11 protein-coding genes, 2 tRNA genes, 2 rRNA genes and 1 riboswitch are annotated in these 17928 nt (G+C 55.1%); of the genes, 3 read left to right on the plus strand and 12 right to left on the minus strand.

From position 1 onward, the window contains the following. Positions 1-27: 27 nt before the first annotated feature. From ACOQH0_RS22400 to btuB, 6 genes are all read right to left on the minus strand, one after another. Positions 28-2934, minus strand: a 23S ribosomal RNA gene (locus ACOQH0_RS22400). Between the two features lie 180 nt (positions 2935-3114). Beyond that, positions 3115-3190, minus strand: a tRNA-Ala gene (locus ACOQH0_RS22405). 42 nt (positions 3191-3232) lie between these two features. Then, a tRNA-Ile gene (locus ACOQH0_RS22410) sits at positions 3233-3309 on the minus strand. A 68-nt stretch (positions 3310-3377) separates the two neighbouring features. After that, a 16S ribosomal RNA gene (locus ACOQH0_RS22415) occupies positions 3378-4919 on the minus strand. The 16S and 23S rRNA genes sit together here with 2 tRNA genes alongside, the layout of an rRNA operon. A 381-nt stretch (positions 4920-5300) precedes the next feature. Next, entirely contained in the window at positions 5301-6152 is an 852-nt protein-coding gene (gene murI / locus ACOQH0_RS22420) for a glutamate racemase (RefSeq protein ID WP_421511234.1), read from the minus strand. Next, positions 6097-7935, minus strand: coding sequence for a TonB-dependent vitamin B12 receptor BtuB (gene btuB, locus ACOQH0_RS22425; protein WP_421511235.1), 1839 nt, complete (start codon positions 7933-7935; stop codon positions 6097-6099). The genes murI and btuB overlap by 56 nt, the downstream gene beginning before the upstream one ends. A 66-nt stretch (positions 7936-8001) precedes the next feature. Beyond that, positions 8002-8177: riboswitch (cobalamin riboswitch) on the minus strand. 104 nt (positions 8178-8281) lie between these two features. On the opposite strand from btuB, the gene trmA reads away from it, so the two are divergent. After that, positions 8282-9382, plus strand: a complete 1101-nt coding sequence (gene trmA, locus ACOQH0_RS22430) for a tRNA (uridine(54)-C5)-methyltransferase TrmA (protein ID WP_108417926.1) — start codon at positions 8282-8284, stop codon at positions 9380-9382. 90 nt (positions 9383-9472) lie between these two features. Here the strand turns inward: trmA and ACOQH0_RS22435 are convergent, their stop codons facing one another. Then, entirely contained in the window at positions 9473-9832 is a 360-nt protein-coding gene (locus ACOQH0_RS22435; protein WP_042713638.1) for a YijD family membrane protein, read from the minus strand. A gap of 9 nt (positions 9833-9841) precedes the next feature. Then, on the minus strand, positions 9842-10480 hold the full coding sequence (fabR, locus tag ACOQH0_RS22440; protein ID WP_008501784.1) for an HTH-type transcriptional repressor FabR: 639 nt from the start codon (positions 10478-10480) through the stop codon (positions 9842-9844). A gap of 196 nt (positions 10481-10676) precedes the next feature. On the opposite strand from fabR, the gene sthA reads away from it, so the two are divergent. Continuing rightward, positions 10677-12077: a Si-specific NAD(P)(+) transhydrogenase gene (gene sthA / locus ACOQH0_RS22445; RefSeq protein ID WP_042713640.1), complete on the plus strand. Its 1401-nt coding sequence runs from the start codon at positions 10677-10679 to the stop codon at positions 12075-12077. Here the strand turns inward: sthA and oxyR are convergent. The 4 genes from oxyR to argC form a co-directional block, all read right to left on the minus strand. Further along, positions 12060-12977 carry a DNA-binding transcriptional regulator OxyR gene (gene oxyR / locus ACOQH0_RS22450; RefSeq protein WP_014172176.1) on the minus strand — a complete coding sequence of 306 codons (918 nt, stop codon included), beginning with the start codon at positions 12975-12977 and terminating at the stop codon, positions 12060-12062. The genes sthA and oxyR overlap by 18 nt on opposite strands. Before the next feature lie 346 nt (positions 12978-13323). Beyond that, positions 13324-14697, minus strand: coding sequence for an argininosuccinate lyase (gene argH, locus ACOQH0_RS22455; RefSeq protein ID WP_089599273.1), 1374 nt, complete (start codon positions 14695-14697; stop codon positions 13324-13326). Positions 14698-14771: 74 nt separating this feature from the next. Beyond that, positions 14772-15548, minus strand: a complete 777-nt coding sequence (argB, locus tag ACOQH0_RS22460; RefSeq protein WP_089599274.1) for an acetylglutamate kinase — start codon at positions 15546-15548, stop codon at positions 14772-14774. Between the two features lie 6 nt (positions 15549-15554). After that, a complete protein-coding gene (argC, locus tag ACOQH0_RS22465; protein ID WP_303569440.1) occupies positions 15555-16559 on the minus strand; it encodes an N-acetyl-gamma-glutamyl-phosphate reductase in 1005 nt (334 codons plus the stop codon). A gap of 88 nt (positions 16560-16647) precedes the next feature. Here argC and argE point away from each other — a divergent pair, with 88 nt between their 5' ends. Continuing rightward, on the plus strand, positions 16648-17799 hold the full coding sequence (gene argE, locus ACOQH0_RS22470) for an acetylornithine deacetylase (protein WP_028014830.1): 1152 nt from the start codon (positions 16648-16650) through the stop codon (positions 17797-17799). The last annotated feature ends 129 nt before the right edge of the window (positions 17800-17928 follow it).

Raw genomic sequence — 17928 nt, forward strand, 5'->3', positions numbered from 1 at the left:
TCTTCGCCAAAACACCTTCGGCGTTGTAAGGTTAAGCCTCACGGTTCATTAGTATCGGTTAGCTCAACGCATCGCTGCGCTTACACACCCGACCTATCAACGTCGTAGTCTTCAACGTTCCTTCAGGACCCTTAAAGGGTCAGGGAGAACTCATCTCGGGGCAAGTTTCGTGCTTAGATGCTTTCAGCACTTATCTCTTCCGCATTTAGCTACCGGGCAATGCCATTGGCATGACAACCCGAACACCAGTGATGCGTCCACTCCGGTCCTCTCGTACTAGGAGCAGCCCCCCTCAATTCTCCAGCGCCCACGGCAGATAGGGACCGAACTGTCTCACGACGTTCTAAACCCAGCTCGCGTACCACTTTAAATGGCGAACAGCCATACCCTTGGGACCTACTTCAGCCCCAGGATGTGATGAGCCGACATCGAGGTGCCAAACACCGCCGTCGATATGAACTCTTGGGCGGTATCAGCCTGTTATCCCCGGAGTACCTTTTATCCGTTGAGCGATGGCCCTTCCATTCAGAACCACCGGATCACTATGACCTGCTTTCGCACCTGCTCGAGCCGTCACTCTCGCAGTCAAGCTAGCTTATGCCATTGCACTAACCTCCTGATGTCCGACCAGGATTAGCTAACCTTCGTGCTCCTCCGTTACTCTTTGGGAGGAGACCGCCCCAGTCAAACTACCCACCAGACACTGTCCGCAACCCGGGTAACGGGTCTACGTTAGAACACCAGCCATTAAAGGGTGGTATTTCAAGGTCGGCTCCACGCAGACTGGCGTCCACGCTTCAAAGCCTCCCACCTATCCTACACATCAAGGACCAGTGTTCAGTGTCAAGCTATAGTAAAGGTTCACGGGGTCTTTCCGTCTTGCCGCGGGTACACTGCATCTTCACAGCGAGTTCAATTTCACTGAGTCTCGGGTGGAGACAGCCTGGCCATCATTACGCCATTCGTGCAGGTCGGAACTTACCCGACAAGGAATTTCGCTACCTTAGGACCGTTATAGTTACGGCCGCCGTTTACCGGGGCTTCGATCAAGAGCTTCGCGTTGCCGCTAACCCCATCAATTAACCTTCCGGCACCGGGCAGGCGTCACACCGTATACGTCCACTTTCGTGTTTGCACAGTGCTGTGTTTTTAATAAACAGTTGCAGCCAGCTGGTATCTTCGACTGATTTCAGCTCCACCCGCAGGGGCTTCACCTACATATCAGCGTGCCTTCTCCCGAAGTTACGGCACCATTTTGCCTAGTTCCTTCACCCGAGTTCTCTCAAGCGCCTTGGTATTCTCTACCTGACCACCTGTGTCGGTTTGGGGTACGATTTGATGTTACCTGATGCTTAGAGGCTTTTCCTGGAAGCAGGGCATTTGTTACTTCAGCACCGTAGTGCCTCGTCATCACACCTCAGCGTTAAAAAGAGTCCGGATTTACCTAAACTCTCCGCCTACATGCTTAAACCGGGACAACCGTCGCCCGGCTAACATAGCCTTCTCCGTCCCCCCTTCGCAGTAACACCAAGTACAGGAATATTAACCTGTTTCCCATCGACTACGCCTTTCGGCCTCGCCTTAGGGGTCGACTCACCCTGCCCCGATTAACGTTGGACAGGAACCCTTGGTCTTCCGGCGTGCGGGCTTTTCACCCGCATTATCGTTACTTATGTCAGCATTCGCACTTCTGATACCTCCAGCAACCCTCACAGGCCACCTTCAACGGCTTACAGAACGCTCCCCTACCCAACAACGCATACGCGTCGCTGCCGCAGCTTCGGTGCATGGTTTAGCCCCGTTACATCTTCCGCGCAGGCCGACTCGACCAGTGAGCTATTACGCTTTCTTTAAATGATGGCTGCTTCTAAGCCAACATCCTGGCTGTCTGTGCCTTCCCACATCGTTTCCCACTTAACCATGACTTTGGGACCTTAGCTGGCGGTCTGGGTTGTTTCCCTCTTCACGACGGACGTTAGCACCCGCCGTGTGTCTCCCGTGATAACATTCTTCGGTATTCGTAGTTTGCATCGGGTTGGTAAGCCGGGATGGCCCCCTAGCCGAAACAGTGCTCTACCCCCGAAGATGAATTCACGAGGCGCTACCTAAATAGCTTTCGGGGAGAACCAGCTATCTCCCGGTTTGATTGGCCTTTCACCCCCAGCCACAAGTCATCCGCTAATTTTTCAACATTAGTCGGTTCGGTCCTCCAGTTAGTGTTACCCAACCTTCAACCTGCCCATGGCTAGATCACCGGGTTTCGGGTCTATACCCTGCAACTTAACGCCCAGTTAAGACTCGGTTTCCCTTCGGCTCCCCTATACGGTTAACCTTGCTACAGAATATAAGTCGCTGACCCATTATACAAAAGGTACGCAGTCACCCCATAAAAGAGGCTCCCACTGCTTGTACGTACACGGTTTCAGGTTCTTTTTCACTCCCCTCGCCGGGGTTCTTTTCGCCTTTCCCTCACGGTACTGGTTCACTATCGGTCAGTCAGGAGTATTTAGCCTTGGAGGATGGTCCCCCCATATTCAGACAGGATACCACGTGTCCCGCCCTACTCTTCGAGTTCACAGCAAGTGTGCTTTCGTGTACGGGACTATCACCCTGTACCGTGCGACTTTCCAGACGCTTCCACTAACACACAAGCTGATTCAGACTCTGGGCTGCTCCCCGTTCGCTCGCCGCTACTGGGGGAATCTCGGTTGATTTCTTTTCCTCGGGGTACTTAGATGTTTCAGTTCCCCCGGTTCGCCTCGTTAACCTATGTATTCAGTTAACGATAGTGTGTCGGAACACACTGGGTTTCCCCATTCGGACATCGCCGGGTCAAAGGTTCATATCACCTCGCCGGCGCTTTTCGCAGATTAGCACGTCCTTCATCGCCTCTGACTGCCAGGGCATCCACCGTGTACGCTTAGTCGCTTAACCTCACAACCCGAAGATGTTTCTTTCGATTCATCATCGACTTGCGAAAATTTGAGAGACTCGAACACACATAACATGTGTGTCGTTTCAATTTTCAGCTTGATCCAGATTTTTAAAGAGCAAAACTTCGCAGTGCACCTTTTCAGGTTCACTCTGAAGTTTTCTTGTTTTGCAGTAAAAGGATGGTGGAGCTATGCGGGATCGAACCGCAGACCTCCTGCGTGCAAGGCAGGCGCTCTCCCAGCTGAGCTATAGCCCCATCGTTTGCAATCTCTGTACCGCTCATCCTTTAAAAGGAGTTTGGTAGGCCTGAGTGGACTTGAACCACCGACCTCACCCTTATCAGGGGTGCGCTCTAACCACCTGAGCTACAAGCCTGCAGAGATTTTTACTGCTATTTTCATCAGACAATCTGTGTGAGCACTACAAAGGCAGGTTCTTTAAGGTAAGGAGGTGATCCAACCGCAGGTTCCCCTACGGTTACCTTGTTACGACTTCACCCCAGTCATGAATCACAAAGTGGTAAGCGCCCTCCCGAAGGTTAAGCTACCTACTTCTTTTGCAACCCACTCCCATGGTGTGACGGGCGGTGTGTACAAGGCCCGGGAACGTATTCACCGTAGCATTCTGATCTACGATTACTAGCGATTCCGACTTCATGGAGTCGAGTTGCAGACTCCAATCCGGACTACGACGCACTTTATGAGGTCCGCTTGCTCTCGCGAGGTCGCTTCTCTTTGTATGCGCCATTGTAGCACGTGTGTAGCCCTACTCGTAAGGGCCATGATGACTTGACGTCATCCCCACCTTCCTCCAGTTTATCACTGGCAGTCTCCTTTGAGTTCCCGGCCGGACCGCTGGCAACAAAGGATAAGGGTTGCGCTCGTTGCGGGACTTAACCCAACATTTCACAACACGAGCTGACGACAGCCATGCAGCACCTGTCTCAGAGTTCCCGAAGGCACCAATCCATCTCTGGAAAGTTCTCTGGATGTCAAGAGTAGGTAAGGTTCTTCGCGTTGCATCGAATTAAACCACATGCTCCACCGCTTGTGCGGGCCCCCGTCAATTCATTTGAGTTTTAACCTTGCGGCCGTACTCCCCAGGCGGTCGACTTAACGCGTTAGCTCCGGAAGCCACGCCTCAAGGGCACAACCTCCAAGTCGACATCGTTTACGGCGTGGACTACCAGGGTATCTAATCCTGTTTGCTCCCCACGCTTTCGCACCTGAGCGTCAGTCTTTGTCCAGGGGGCCGCCTTCGCCACCGGTATTCCTCCAGATCTCTACGCATTTCACCGCTACACCTGGAATTCTACCCCCCTCTACAAGACTCTAGCCTGCCAGTTTCGAATGCAGTTCCCAGGTTGAGCCCGGGGATTTCACATCCGACTTGACAGACCGCCTGCGTGCGCTTTACGCCCAGTAATTCCGATTAACGCTTGCACCCTCCGTATTACCGCGGCTGCTGGCACGGAGTTAGCCGGTGCTTCTTCTGCGGGTAACGTCAATTGCTGAGGTTATTAACCTCAACACCTTCCTCCCCGCTGAAAGTACTTTACAACCCGAAGGCCTTCTTCATACACGCGGCATGGCTGCATCAGGCTTGCGCCCATTGTGCAATATTCCCCACTGCTGCCTCCCGTAGGAGTCTGGACCGTGTCTCAGTTCCAGTGTGGCTGGTCATCCTCTCAGACCAGCTAGGGATCGTCGCCTAGGTGAGCCGTTACCCCACCTACTAGCTAATCCCATCTGGGCACATCTGATGGCAAGAGGCCCGAAGGTCCCCCTCTTTGGTCTTGCGACGTTATGCGGTATTAGCTACCGTTTCCAGTAGTTATCCCCCTCCATCAGGCAGTTTCCCAGACATTACTCACCCGTCCGCCGCTCGCCGGCAAAGTAGCAAGCTACTTTCCGCTGCCGCTCGACTTGCATGTGTTAGGCCTGCCGCCAGCGTTCAATCTGAGCCATGATCAAACTCTTCAATTTAAGTTTGATGCTCGTGAATTAAACTTCGTAATGAATTACGTATGTTCACTCAGAGACTTGGTATTCATTTTTCGTCTTGCGACGTTAAGAATCCATGTCACTTTGAGTGCCCACACAGATTGTCTGATAAATTGTTAAAGAGCAGTGCAACGCGGCTTTCGCTCACCGTTGCGAGGTCCCGTATATTACGTTTTCCTCATTCAGAGTCAAGCAATTATTTTTACTTTTCTCTGTTGGCGTTCATCTCTGAACCCCGCTAACCCGGCGGCTTGCAAGCCGTTGTTCCGTGTCAGTGGAGGCGCATTATAGGGAGTTCTCAGACGTTGACAACCCCTCTTTTAAAAAAAACGTTTAACCGTCTCTTTTTTGCGCAAAACTGTGTCAGAGCGCCAGTTTTTCGAGCGTTTCAAACCCATAACGGCGTAAAACGGGTAAAAGTTGCTCAGTTTCTTTTGTTATCGCCATACAAAAAGCGATATTCGCATCAGACGATTTTGCATCCGGCGCTTCATGTTCCAGCAGCCAGGCCGTGCGCCGAGCAATGGCAGCACCAGAATCCACCAGCCGAGTTCCTTCCGGGAGTACCTCTAACAGTTCTTCTTGTAATAGAGGGAAGTGAGTGCAGCCCAGCACAACCGTATCCGGTGGCTCCGGCATCCGCAGCCATGGGCGAAGAATGCGACGCAGCTCGTCGAGTGATACCGCCTCTCCGTGCAACTTGGCTTCCGCCATCTCCACCAGTTCTGCCGAACCCAGCATTGCGATCTGGCACTCATTGGCGAAACGGTCAATGAGTTCGCGCGTATAAGGACGTTTTACCGTGCCACGCGTGGCCAGCAAACCGACGATACCATTCGCCGTCAGACGTGCAGCGGGTTTAATTGCAGGCACAACGCCCACAACCGGGAACGGGAATTTTTCACGCAGGGCAGGAAGGGAGACCGTGCTCGCCGTATTGCAGGCAATAACCGCCAGCGCCAGGGGATAGCGCTGTTGAACCGCAGTGACGATTTCAACCACACGCTCCACAATAAAGTCTTCACTCTTTTCCCCATACGGGAACGCGACGTTATCGAAGGCGTAGATGTAATGGAGATCCGGCAGCAGATGCCGAATCTCATCATAGACCGAAAGCCCACCGACGCCGGAATCAAACACCAGCACGGTGGGACGCGGATTAGAAGGTGTAGCTGCCAGACAAGGTGTATTCCCGTCCTGCAGTTTGGTAGCCATAAACTGTCTCGTAATCTTTATCGAACAGGTTGGCTATTTTACCACGAACTGTGAGGTGAGAGGTGACAGGATATGAAACTGCGGCATCCCACAGGCTTACACCGCCCATTTTAACCTTTTGATACGGATAGGTTCCGAAGTTGGTGTCGTAACGCGTCCCCAGGTAATGGTAAGTCAGGCTCCAGTCGAGATCATAGATCTGGGTATCAAGCTGATACTTCACCTGCTGCTTAGCGCGACGATCCAGTAGCTGGTTGGTTGCCGCATTGCGTGCATCGACATAGTCATAACCCACAGTATGCATGACCGGGCCCGTATCAAACGACGCGGTAGCTTCGATACCTTTAATACGCGCTTTGCCGACGTTGTAATACTCCAGGAGGTTATTGTTGAAGTCGATGAGATTATCAACGTCATTACGATAGCCGGATACCCGCCAGCTCACGCCTGCCGTCAGGCCTTCAAATGCGCCTTCCCACTGCTTGCTCTCTTCAGGATCAAGACGATCATTACCGTAAATTCCGTAGAGTTGCCCCTGATTCGGTGCTTTATAGGCCGTGCCATAAGAAGCAATGAAACGATAACCGTCAATAAACTCCCAGGCCACACTGCTCTGCCAGGTGCCATGACGTCCAAACTGAGAGTTGTCGTCGCTGCGAACCGCCCCTTCCAGAGTGACGTCACCAAACTGCTGCAACCCGGTCAGGTAGACGCCCGTGTTACGAATGTCGTAGGCATTCGACACATAGTTGGTGTTAGGTTCTGTACTCTGCTTCTGCCAGTCGATACCCGCGCCGATATTACCGTGGCCCACGTCCACAGAGTTTGTCCACTGGACGTTGTACTGTTTGATTTCATCCAGCGTCGCCGTGTAGTCATAGCGCCCAAGATGCGGATCGTAGTTAAAATCCTTACTGTGGCTGTAACTGGAGATCAACTGCGAATGGAAGATATCGTCGTTAAAGCGCACTCCGGCATCCCAGGTCTGGCTATATAACTGACGGGTATCAACAAGCACATTTGGATTGTAATAATTGTCATAGGCAGTACGGTTGCTGTAGCCATACCCGCGAACGAAGCCGCTCCAATGAGCGGAGAACGCATGCTCAAGCGCACCGTAGATCGTTTTATTCATGTAGCCGTCACGATCGGTTTGCGGAACGCCACCGTTGTTGCCGTCCGCCACCACGTCAAAGCCTTTGGTATACGTGTAATCACCTGCCAGCGTCACACGCGTGGAGTCACCCAGCGTCTGCTGCGTACTGCCGCCATAATTTTGGTAGCCATGCGAGCCTACGCCTGCATTCAGAGTCGTACCGTCCTTGGCGCGGGTGGTAATGATGTTCACTACGCCACCAATCGCATCGGAGCCATACACCGCCGAACGCGGGCCACGAATGTATTCGATACGCTGCACCAGCGCGATAGGGAACTGGCTGAGGTCGGACGACCCCGTAACACCCGCCTGGTTAAGGCGAATACCATCGACGAGAATCAGGACGTGACTGGAGTTGGTGCCACGTATAAAGAGAGAAGAGAGTTGCCCCATCCCGCCATTTTGCGCCGTATCCACGCCGGGCAAGCGGCGCATGACATCGATAACGGTCGTGGATTGCCAGCGATCTATATCTTCACGCGTTACAACCGAGGTTGCAGCCAGAACAGATTTTTCAGGTTGTTCAAAACGATTTGCCGTCACCACCAACGAGTCGGCACTGTCCTGCGCCCAGCCCGAAAATGCCGTGACGGACAACGCCGTCAACAGCGATACTTTTTTAATCATTGTTAAAGCATCCACAATATAAGAAGGATGCCGCAGGCCTCATCTATAGCACGCGATGATGAAACCAAATGCGACGTGATCCCGGCAGGTCTTCGGGCTAGGTGGCGTTATACGGATGAAGACTTCCCATTTTCACAGTGTCTACAACTCTCATCCCGCCAGTCTTTACCGCTGCGCGTCAGCTCCAGATTTACACTGGATTCCCTTTTCACTCTCAGGAGACCGGAAACAGAATGCTACAATTAGACACGTATAGATGTCCAGATAGCTATTGGCCATTAAATCTGGACATCCCCTGAACAATGCCTACAATCCCCGCGTAATTCTTTATCACTCAGGACGCATCATGACCCCAGAACACCTCCCGACAGAACAGTACGACGCGCAGCTGGCAGAGAAAGTCGTCCGCCTGCAAAGTATGATGACGCCTTTCAACGCGCCCGTTCCCGAGGTGTTCCGCTCTCCTGTCAGCCACTACCGCATGCGTGCCGAGTTCCGCATCTGGCACGACGGTGACGATCTGTACCACATCATTTTCGATCAGCAGACGAAGTCCCGTATTCGCGTGGACAGCTTTCCGGCGGCGAGCGAGCTCATTAACCAGTTAATGAAGCTGATAATGGACGGCGTGCGCAACAACCCTGTGCTGCGCAACAAGCTGTTCCAGATTGACTACCTGACCACGCAAAGCAATCAGGCGATTGTCTCTCTGCTGTATCACAAAGCCTTGAACGACGAGTGGCGCGAGCAGGCAGAAGCGCTGCGCGATGCGCTGCGCGCGCAGAACATCAACGTTCACCTGATTGGCCGCGCGACCAAAACTAAAATCATGCTCGACCAGGACTACATCGACGAGCGCCTGCCGGTAGCGGGTAAAGAGATGGTGTATCGTCAGGTCGAGAACAGCTTCACCCAGCCGAACGCCGCAATGAACGTGCAGATGCTGGAATGGGCGCTGAAAGCGACAGAAGGGTCTAAGGGCGATCTGCTGGAACTGTACTGCGGTAACGGTAACTTCTCGCTGGCGCTGGCGCGTAACTTCGATCGCGTGCTGGCAACGGAAATCGCCAAGCCGTCGGTTGCCGCCGCGCAGTACAACATTGCCGCTAACCATATCGACAACGTGCAGATCATTCGTATGGCGGCAGAAGAGTTCACGCAGGCGATGAACGGCGTACGCCAGTTTAACCGCCTGGAAGGGATCGATCTGAAGAGCTACCAGTGTGAGACGATTTTTGTCGACCCGCCGCGCAGTGGCCTGGACAGCGAAACCGAAAAGATGGTGCAGGCGTACCCGCGCATTTTGTACATCTCCTGTAACCCGGAGACGCTGTGCAAGAACCTCGAAACATTGAGCCAGACGCACAAGGTTGAACGTCTGGCGCTATTCGATCAGTTCCCGTATACGCACCATATGGAGTGCGGCGTACTGCTCACGGCGAAGTAATGTGGGCCTTGTAGGGCAGGTAAGCGAAGCGCCACCTGCCAAAAAAGCCGGATGGCGCTTCGCTTATCCGGCCTACAATGACAAAACCCTTTACTCTGGTAACTGGCTCTTGCGGCTACGCATGCGCGAACCAATCCAGAACACCAGCGCCACAGACAGTACCGCCGGCAGGAAGTTAGAGCCGATATCCGGATACTCCGCGCGCACCACGGTGCTATACAGCAAGACGCCCAGAATAAAGCAGGCAGCGGCCAGCCCCGGTAACCCCACCGGCATGGTGCGGTTCAGGTAACGTTGATGCAGGCAGTAAACCGTCAGCACCAGCGCAATAAGCGGGAAAATCGAAAACGGCACGATTGAGCTAAAAATAGCGGCAAACGTACCATTAATGGATAAGCCAGCGATCAATGCCAGCAACAGCGTCCCTTTATCCTGACCTGACTGTTTCATTACTCACCTTCACTCTTCGGTTTGATGTGCCAACTTCTCTTGTTCACGGCGATACCAGTAGTACGCACCTTTCGAAATCATGCGCAGCTGCAATACCAGTCGCTCTTCGAGCTGCTTGCGTTGTTCAATGCTGACATCCAGCGCTTCGGCACCTGCGCTGAAAACAATCGTCACCATGGCTTCGGCCTGTGCTTCAGTAAACGCACGCGGCATATGGTTTTCGAGTTCCAGATAGTCGGCAAGTTCCGCGATGAAGTGCTGAATTTCGCGCGCGACGGCGGCACGAAACGCCGCCGATGTGCCCGAACGCTCGCGCAGAAGCAGACGAAACGCGTTGGGGTTATTGCCGATAAACTCCATAAAGGTCGACACGGAGGTGCGGATCACGCTGCCCCCTTTAGCGATACGCTGACGCGCCTGGCGCATCAGCTGTCGCAGCATCAACCCGCTCTCATCGACCATGGTAAGGCCCAGTTCATCCACATCACGGAAGTGACGATAGAAGGACGTTGGCGCAATCCCGGCCTCGCGTGCGACTTCGCGCAGACTCAAACTGGCAAAACTCCGCTCAGCACTCAGTTGACTGAATGCTGCTTCCACCAGCGAACGCCGGGTTTTCTCTTTTTGTTGTGCTCTTACGCCCATCACGATAGTTGAATCCTTCCAAAGGCCTGATGGCACTATACCAGAGAATAAAATTAATCTGTTTGCCTGGCTTTGTGAATGATTGTTTACGTGCGGTTTGTGCTCCACTGCCGGAAAAAAGCACAACGATAATTGGGTTACTCTGGCAATGATGTTATGATTCTGTTGCTTTTATGTATAAGAACAGGTAAGCCTTGCCATGCCACATTCCTACGATTACGACGCAATAGTTATTGGTTCCGGCCCCGGCGGCGAAGGCGCTGCTATGGGTCTGGTGAAACAGGGAGCCAGAGTAGCGGTCATTGAGCGCTACCATAATGTCGGCGGCGGTTGCACCCACTGGGGCACCATCCCTTCGAAAGCCCTCCGCCACGCCGTTAGCCGCATTATTGAATTTAACCAGAACCCTCTCTACAGCGACCACTCCCGACTTCTTCGTTCCTCCTTTGCCGACATCCTGAATCACGCGGATACCGTCATTAACCAGCAGACGCGCATGCGTCAGGGGTTTTATGAGCGTAACCACTGTGAGATTTTGCAGGGCAACGCGCATTTTGTGGATGAACATACCCTGGCGCTCGAATGTCACGACGGTTCGGTTGAAACCCTCACCGCCGAAAAATTTGTGATTGCCTGCGGTTCACGTCCATACCATCCGGCAGACGTGGACTTCTCGCACCCGCGCGTTTACGACAGCGACTCCATCCTCAGCCTGCAGCACGAGCCACGCCATGTGATCATCTATGGCGCGGGCGTGATTGGCTGTGAATATGCGTCGATATTCCGCGGAATGGAGGTCAAAGTTGATCTCATCAACACCCGCGACCGCCTGCTGGCATTCCTCGACCAGGAGATGTCAGACTCCCTCTCCTATCACTTCTGGAACAGCGGCGTAGTCATTCGCCACAACGAAGAGTACGAGAAGATCGAAGGCTGCGACGACGGGGTGATCATGCACCTGAAGTCCGGCAAAAAGCTGAAAGCCGATTGCCTGCTGTACGCCAACGGCCGTACCGGCAACACGGATTCACTGAAGCTGGAAAATATCGGGCTTGAGACCGACAGCCGCGGTCAGCTGAAGGTCAACAGCATGTACCAGACCGCGCTACCGCACGTTTACGCGGTCGGCGACGTAATTGGTTACCCGAGCCTGGCCTCCGCCGCTTACGACCAGGGGCGCATTGCGGCTCAGGCGCTGGTAAAAGGCGAAGCGACGGCGCACCTGATCGAAGATATCCCAACGGGGATCTACACTATTCCTGAAATCAGTTCGGTCGGTAAAACCGAGCAGCAGCTGACGGCAATGAAGGTGCCTTACGAGGTGGGACGTGCCCAGTTTAAACATCTGGCGCGGGCGCAAATCGTGGGGATGAGCGTGGGTACGCTGAAGATCCTGTTCCATCGCGAGACGAAAGAGATCCTCGGGATTCACTGCTTCGGTGAACGCGCGGCGGAAATCATTCATATCGGCCAGGCAATAATGGAGCAGAAAGGTGGTGGTAACACCATCGAGTACTTCGTTAACACCACCTTTAACTACCCGACGATGGCGGAAGCCTACCGGGTAGCTGCGCTGAACGGCTTAAACCGCCTGTTTTAACGCGTTGTCAAAATGGCCATCCATCGAACCACGGATGGCCTCTGCCAGCTGCTCATAGCGGCTGCGCAGCGGTGAACCCGGACGATAAACGAGACCAATGGTGCGACGCGGCTCCGGCTTGATGCACGGCAGATAGACCACGCCATCACGCTTACGCTCGCGCGGCACGGCCAGCGCAGGCAGCAGCGTAATTCCGCTTCCCGCCGCGACCATATTACGCAGCGTTTCCAGGCTGGTTGCGCGGAAATGGGTATCCTCATCCGCACCCGCTTCGAAGCAGAAGCCCATCGCCTGATCGCGCAGGCAGTGGCCATCTTCCAGCATCAGCAGCTTTTCACCGGCCAGATCGGCCATCGGCACGCGATCGCGGTTCGCCCACGGATGATCTTCATAGATCGCCAGCATCATCGGCTCATCGAACAGCGGCACTTCAATAAAGGCTTCGCTCTCTTTCACTAGCGCCAGAATGGCACAGTCGAGCTTGCCGCTATCTAACTGCGCCAGCAGCTGATGCGTTTGCGCTTCATGCAGGTACATTTCGAGTTTCGGGAACGTCTGGTGCAGCATCGGGATGATGTGCGGCAACAGGTACGGGCCAACGGTTGGGATCAGGCCGATATGCAGCGGGCCGGACATCGCCTCCCCCTGCTGGCTTGCCATTTCCTTGAGCACTTTGACCTCGCGCAGCACGGTGCGCGCCTGATCCACCAGCAGCAGACCTGCCTGTGTGAACAGAACCTTACGACTGGTGCGCTCCAGCAGCATCACGCCCAGCTCGTCTTCCAGCTTGCGGATCTGACCGCTCAGCGTGGGCTGGCTGACGTGGCAGGAATCTGCCGCGCGGCGAAAGTGACGATGCTCGGCTAACGCTACCAGGTATTCAAGATCACGAATATTCATTATTCATCCTCCGTCGCCACGATAGTTCATGGCGATAGATAGCATAGCAACGAACGATTATCCCTATCAAGCATTCTGTTGAATAATACACCACATAGACGAGGCGGCACGTGTTTGACCCTTGACGTCCCCGCACCGTCAGCGAGTTTCTCTCAAAACTCGAACAACTAAAGCCAACGTGAACTTTTGCGGACCCCGTGGTCCGCTTTTTTTTGCGTAAAAAAGCCTGGCACTAAGCCAGGCTACATTTACCCTCACCCTAGCCCTCTCCCTAAGGGAGAGGGAACCGATCGAGCCCCTCTCCTCGTGGGAGAGGGGTTGGGGTGAGGGCATCACACCGCACAAATCAAACCAACCGGCTCTTCGCATCCGCAATCGCCTGCGCCACCTGCTTCGGCGACACGCCGCCTTTCGCCGCACGCTTATCCAGACAAGACTGCAGGGCCAGAATCGGATACACATCGTCTCCAATCACCGCGCTGAATTTCTGCAGCTCGGCCAGCGTCAGATCTTCCAGAGGCTTGCCCTGACGAATCGCCTCTACCACCGCTTCACCGACAATATGGTGCGCCTCGCGGAACGGTACGCCTTTCGCCACCAGGTAGTCCGCCAGCTCGGTGGAGTTTGCATAGCCCTGCTGCGCCGCTTCCTGGCAGCGCGGACGTTTCACCTGAATGCCGTCCAGCACCAGCGCGCCCATATGCAGGCAGTCCAGCCAGGTGTCGAGCGCGTCGAACAGCCCTTCTTTATCTTCCTGCATATCTTTGTTGTACGCCAGCGGCAGCCCTTTCAGGGTCATCATCATGCCGGTCAGCGCACCCTGCACGCGGCCACACTTGCCGCGGATCAGCTCCAGCGCGTCCGGGTTTTTCTTCTGCGGCATCAGGGATGAGCCTGAGGTCACGCGGTCGGACAGCTCGACGAAGCCCGCTTCGCCAGAGTTAAAGAAGATCAGGTCTTCGGCAAAGCGCGACAGGTGCACCATCCCGATAGAGGCATTGGAGAGCAGCTCCAGCACGTGGTCGCGGTCAGAAACGCTGTCCAGGCTGTTACGGGTGGCGGAGGCAAAGCCCAGCCAGCCTGCCAGCTGTTCACGGTCAATTTCATACGCCGTACCGGCCAGCGCGCCGCTGCCCAGCGGGCTGACGTCCAGGCGCTTCAGGGTATCCTGCAGACGGCTTTCGTCACGCGCCAGCATCTCAACGTAGGCCAGACACCAGTGCGCAAAGGTCACCGGCTGGGCGCGCTGCAGGTGGGTATAACCCGGCATCACCGCGTCCTGGTTGTTCTGCGCGGTCTCCACCAGCGCACTCTGCAGCTGACGGTTGGCCGCCAGCAGTTCGCCAACGGTATCTTTACACCACAGCTTCAGGTCGGTGGCGACCTGATCGTTACGGCTGCGCCCGGTGTGCAGCTTTTTACCCAGTTGGCCGACTTTGTCGATCAGTTTGCCTTCCACCCAGCTGTGAATATCTTCAGCATCGCTTTCGAGGATCTGCTGCGGGTTAAGACGCACCTCTTCCAGCAGATTGTTCAGCGCGTCTTCCAGCTGTAATTGTTCGTCTGCGGTCAGTACGCCCACCGTCACCAGCGCTTTGGACCAGGCCACAGAGCCGACAATATCCTGTTCGGCCAGGCGGTAGTCGAAGCGCAAAGAGTCGTTGAACTGTTTGAACCGCTGATCCGCTGCCTGTGTAAAACGCCCACCCCAAAGTGCCATAACATGATTCCTTTATTCGTTAGTTCTGCCGGGTGGCGCTTCGCTTACCCGGCCTACGGTCATTCAATAAAAACTTAGGCTAAAATACGCGTGCCAATCGGCGTGCCGTTAAACAGCGCCGGGAGCTGCTCCGCGTGACGCCAGGAGGCGATATCCACAGGGCGGCCCAGCGTACGCGCCGCATCCAGCGCGGCGTTCACTTTAACGATCATGCCGTCGGTAATAATGCCCTGTTCGATCAGCTGCTCAGCTTTGGCGGCGGTCATTTCCGCAATGCGCTGGCCTTTACCGTCCAGAATGCCGCTCACGTCGGAGAGCAGGATCAGGTCCGCACCCAGCGTTGCCGCCAGTGCCGTCGCCGCCTGGTCAGCGTTGACGTTCATCAGCTCGCCCTCTTCGGTCACACCGATAGAGCTCACCACCGGCAGGAACCCCCCTTCCAGCAGCGTATTAATCAGCTTAGGCGAACCCGGCTGTGCCAGTCCAACGTGGCCGAGCTCTTCGTCGAGCTGGGTCACTTTTACGCTGTCGCCATCGCCCAGATAGAGGCCAACGGAGGCAATGTGGTGTTTCTTCGCCCACGCCAGCAGCGTTTTGTTCGCCGTACCCGCCAGCGCACCGGTAATGATGTCGATCTGGTCAGCAGGCGTGACGCGCAGGCCGTTCTTCTTTTTCACCGGCAGGTTGAGCCCTTTCATCAGCTCGTCCACCACGCAACCGCCGCCGTGCACAATCACCAGCGGACGTTGGTGTGATTCACGATAGTTCACCAGCGCGGTAAACAGACGCTCCAGCGCTTCTTCGCTGTCCAGCAGTACACCACCGAGTTTGATAATTAATGGGTTCATCATCACACCTTAAATAAGAGCCTGCGTTTCCGGGAAACCGAAACGAATATTTGCACACTGCATTGCCTGTGCGGCAGCGCCTTTGAGTAAGTTATCTTCTGCGGCGACCACAATTATATGCTCGCCCTGCACGGCAAAGCCGATGTCGCAGAATGGCAGGCCGACCACATTTTTCAGCGCCGGCACGCCTTTGTCGTACATACGTACCAGCGGTTTATCCGCGTACGCCTGCGTGAAGGCCTCGCTCACCTGCTCTTTGGTCACACCAGGCTTCAGGCGGCAGGTAATGGTTTCGAGGATCCCTCGCGGGAAGCTGCCCAGATGCGGGGTGAAAATCACCTCGGCGCCCAGATGCGTCGTGATTTCAGGGTGATGACGGTGATTAAACACGCCATACGGCTGAAGGCTCACTTCGCAGAAGCTGTTGGAGATAGCGGCCTTGCGCCCTGCTCCGCTCACGCCGCTGGTAGCGTTGATCACCGGCCACTGGTTGAGATCCAGCAGGCCCGCGTCGATCAGCGGCTTCAGGGAAAGCTGCGCCGCCGTCGGGTAGCAGCCCGGCACGGCAATCAGGTTCGCTTCTTTCAGCTTGTCTGCGCTCCACTCCGCCAGGCCGTACACCGCTTTTTCAAGCAGATCCGGGTGCTGATGGGTGAAACCATAATATTTTTCGTAAAACGCGCCGTCGTTAACGCGGAACGCGCCGGAGAGATCGAAGACTACGCAGCCAGCCGCCAGAAACTGCGGCGCCAGGTCGTGGCTGACCTCGTGCGCGGTGGCTAAAAACACCACGTCGACGCCGTCGGTAAACTCGCTGATGTCAGACATTGGCTGCAGCGGCAGATCGACAATGCCCCTAAGCTGCGGATGCAAATCGGAAATTAACTTTCCTGCATCATTGCTTTGCGCTGACACGGTCAAAGCGGTTATGGTCATATGTGGATGGCGATTCACGTAGCTTACAAGCTCTGCGCCCGCATAACCGCTAGCGCCTACAATCAGCGTATTCAACATCGGGTTCCTTTATGCTCAACGTTAATGTATTTTTATTCACATTTATTGCATGAATATTGATACTATCACGACCTAAGGTGTGTCAACAATGAAAATGAACTTACCGCCATTTATCGAGATCTACCGCGCCCTGATTGCCACTCCGTCCATCAGCGCAACGGAAGAAGCGCTGGATCAGAGCAATGAGTCTTTAATCAATCTGCTGGCGGGTTGGTTTAGCGATCTTGGGTTTAACGTTGAGGTGCAGCCCGTCCCCGGAACACGCCACAAATTCAACCTGCTCGCCAGCACCGGTACCGGTGCGGGCGGCCTGCTGCTGGCCGGTCATACCGACACCGTGCCGTTTGACGATGGCCGCTGGACGCGCGACCCGTTCACCCTGACCGAGCACGATAACAAGCTCTACGGGCTGGGTACCGCCGACATGAAAGGCTTCTTCGCTTTTATCCTCGACGCGCTGCGTGACGTGGACGTGACGAAGCTGAAAAAACCGCTCTACATTCTGGCGACCGCCGATGAAGAGACCAGCATGGCGGGCGCGCGCTACTTCTCTGAAAACACGTCGATTCGCCCGGATTGCGCGATCATCGGCGAGCCGACTTCACTGCAGCCGATTCGCGCGCATAAAGGCCATATCTCTACCGCCGTGCGCGTGCTGGGCCAGTCCGGCCACTCCAGCGATCCGGCGCGCGGCGTGAACGCCATCGAACTGATGCATGACGCCATCGGCCGCATCATGACCCTGCGCGACGACCTGAAAGAGCGCTATCACTACGAGGCGTTCACCGTGCCGTACCCGACGCTGAACCTCGGCAGCCTGCACGGCGGTGATGCCTCGAACCGCATCTGCGCCTGCTGTGAACTGCACATGGACATCCGCCCGCTGCCGGGCATGACCCTGAGCGATCTCGACGGCCTGCTGAATGAAGCGCTGGCCCCGGTGAGCGAACGCTGGCCGGGCCGCCTGACGGTCTCGGAACTGCATCCGCCGATCCCGGGCTATGAATGCCCGCCGGATCACCAGCTGGTCCAGGTGGTGGAAAAACTGCTCGGCGAAAAAACCGACGTGGTGAACTACTGCACCGAAGCGCCGTTTATTCAGACCCTGTGCCCGACGCTGGTGCTCGGCCCGGGCTCCATCAACCAGGCCCACCAGCCGGATGAATATCTGGAAACCCGCTTCATTAAGCCCACCCGCGAACTGATTACTCAGGTTGTGCACCACTTCTGCTGGCATTAAAACCGCACCGAAGAGTCCCCTCTCCCTGTGGGAGAGGGTTAGGGTGAGGGCAACAAATCGCATGATCTCCGTCACATTCCCATAAGCATCTCTTATCTGACGCAAAGCGAATTAAATTTCGTAAATTGC

Source organism: Enterobacter sp. JS8-1 (genome assembly GCF_049187015.1).
Taxonomy (GTDB): domain Bacteria; phylum Pseudomonadota; class Gammaproteobacteria; order Enterobacterales; family Enterobacteriaceae; genus Enterobacter; species Enterobacter mori.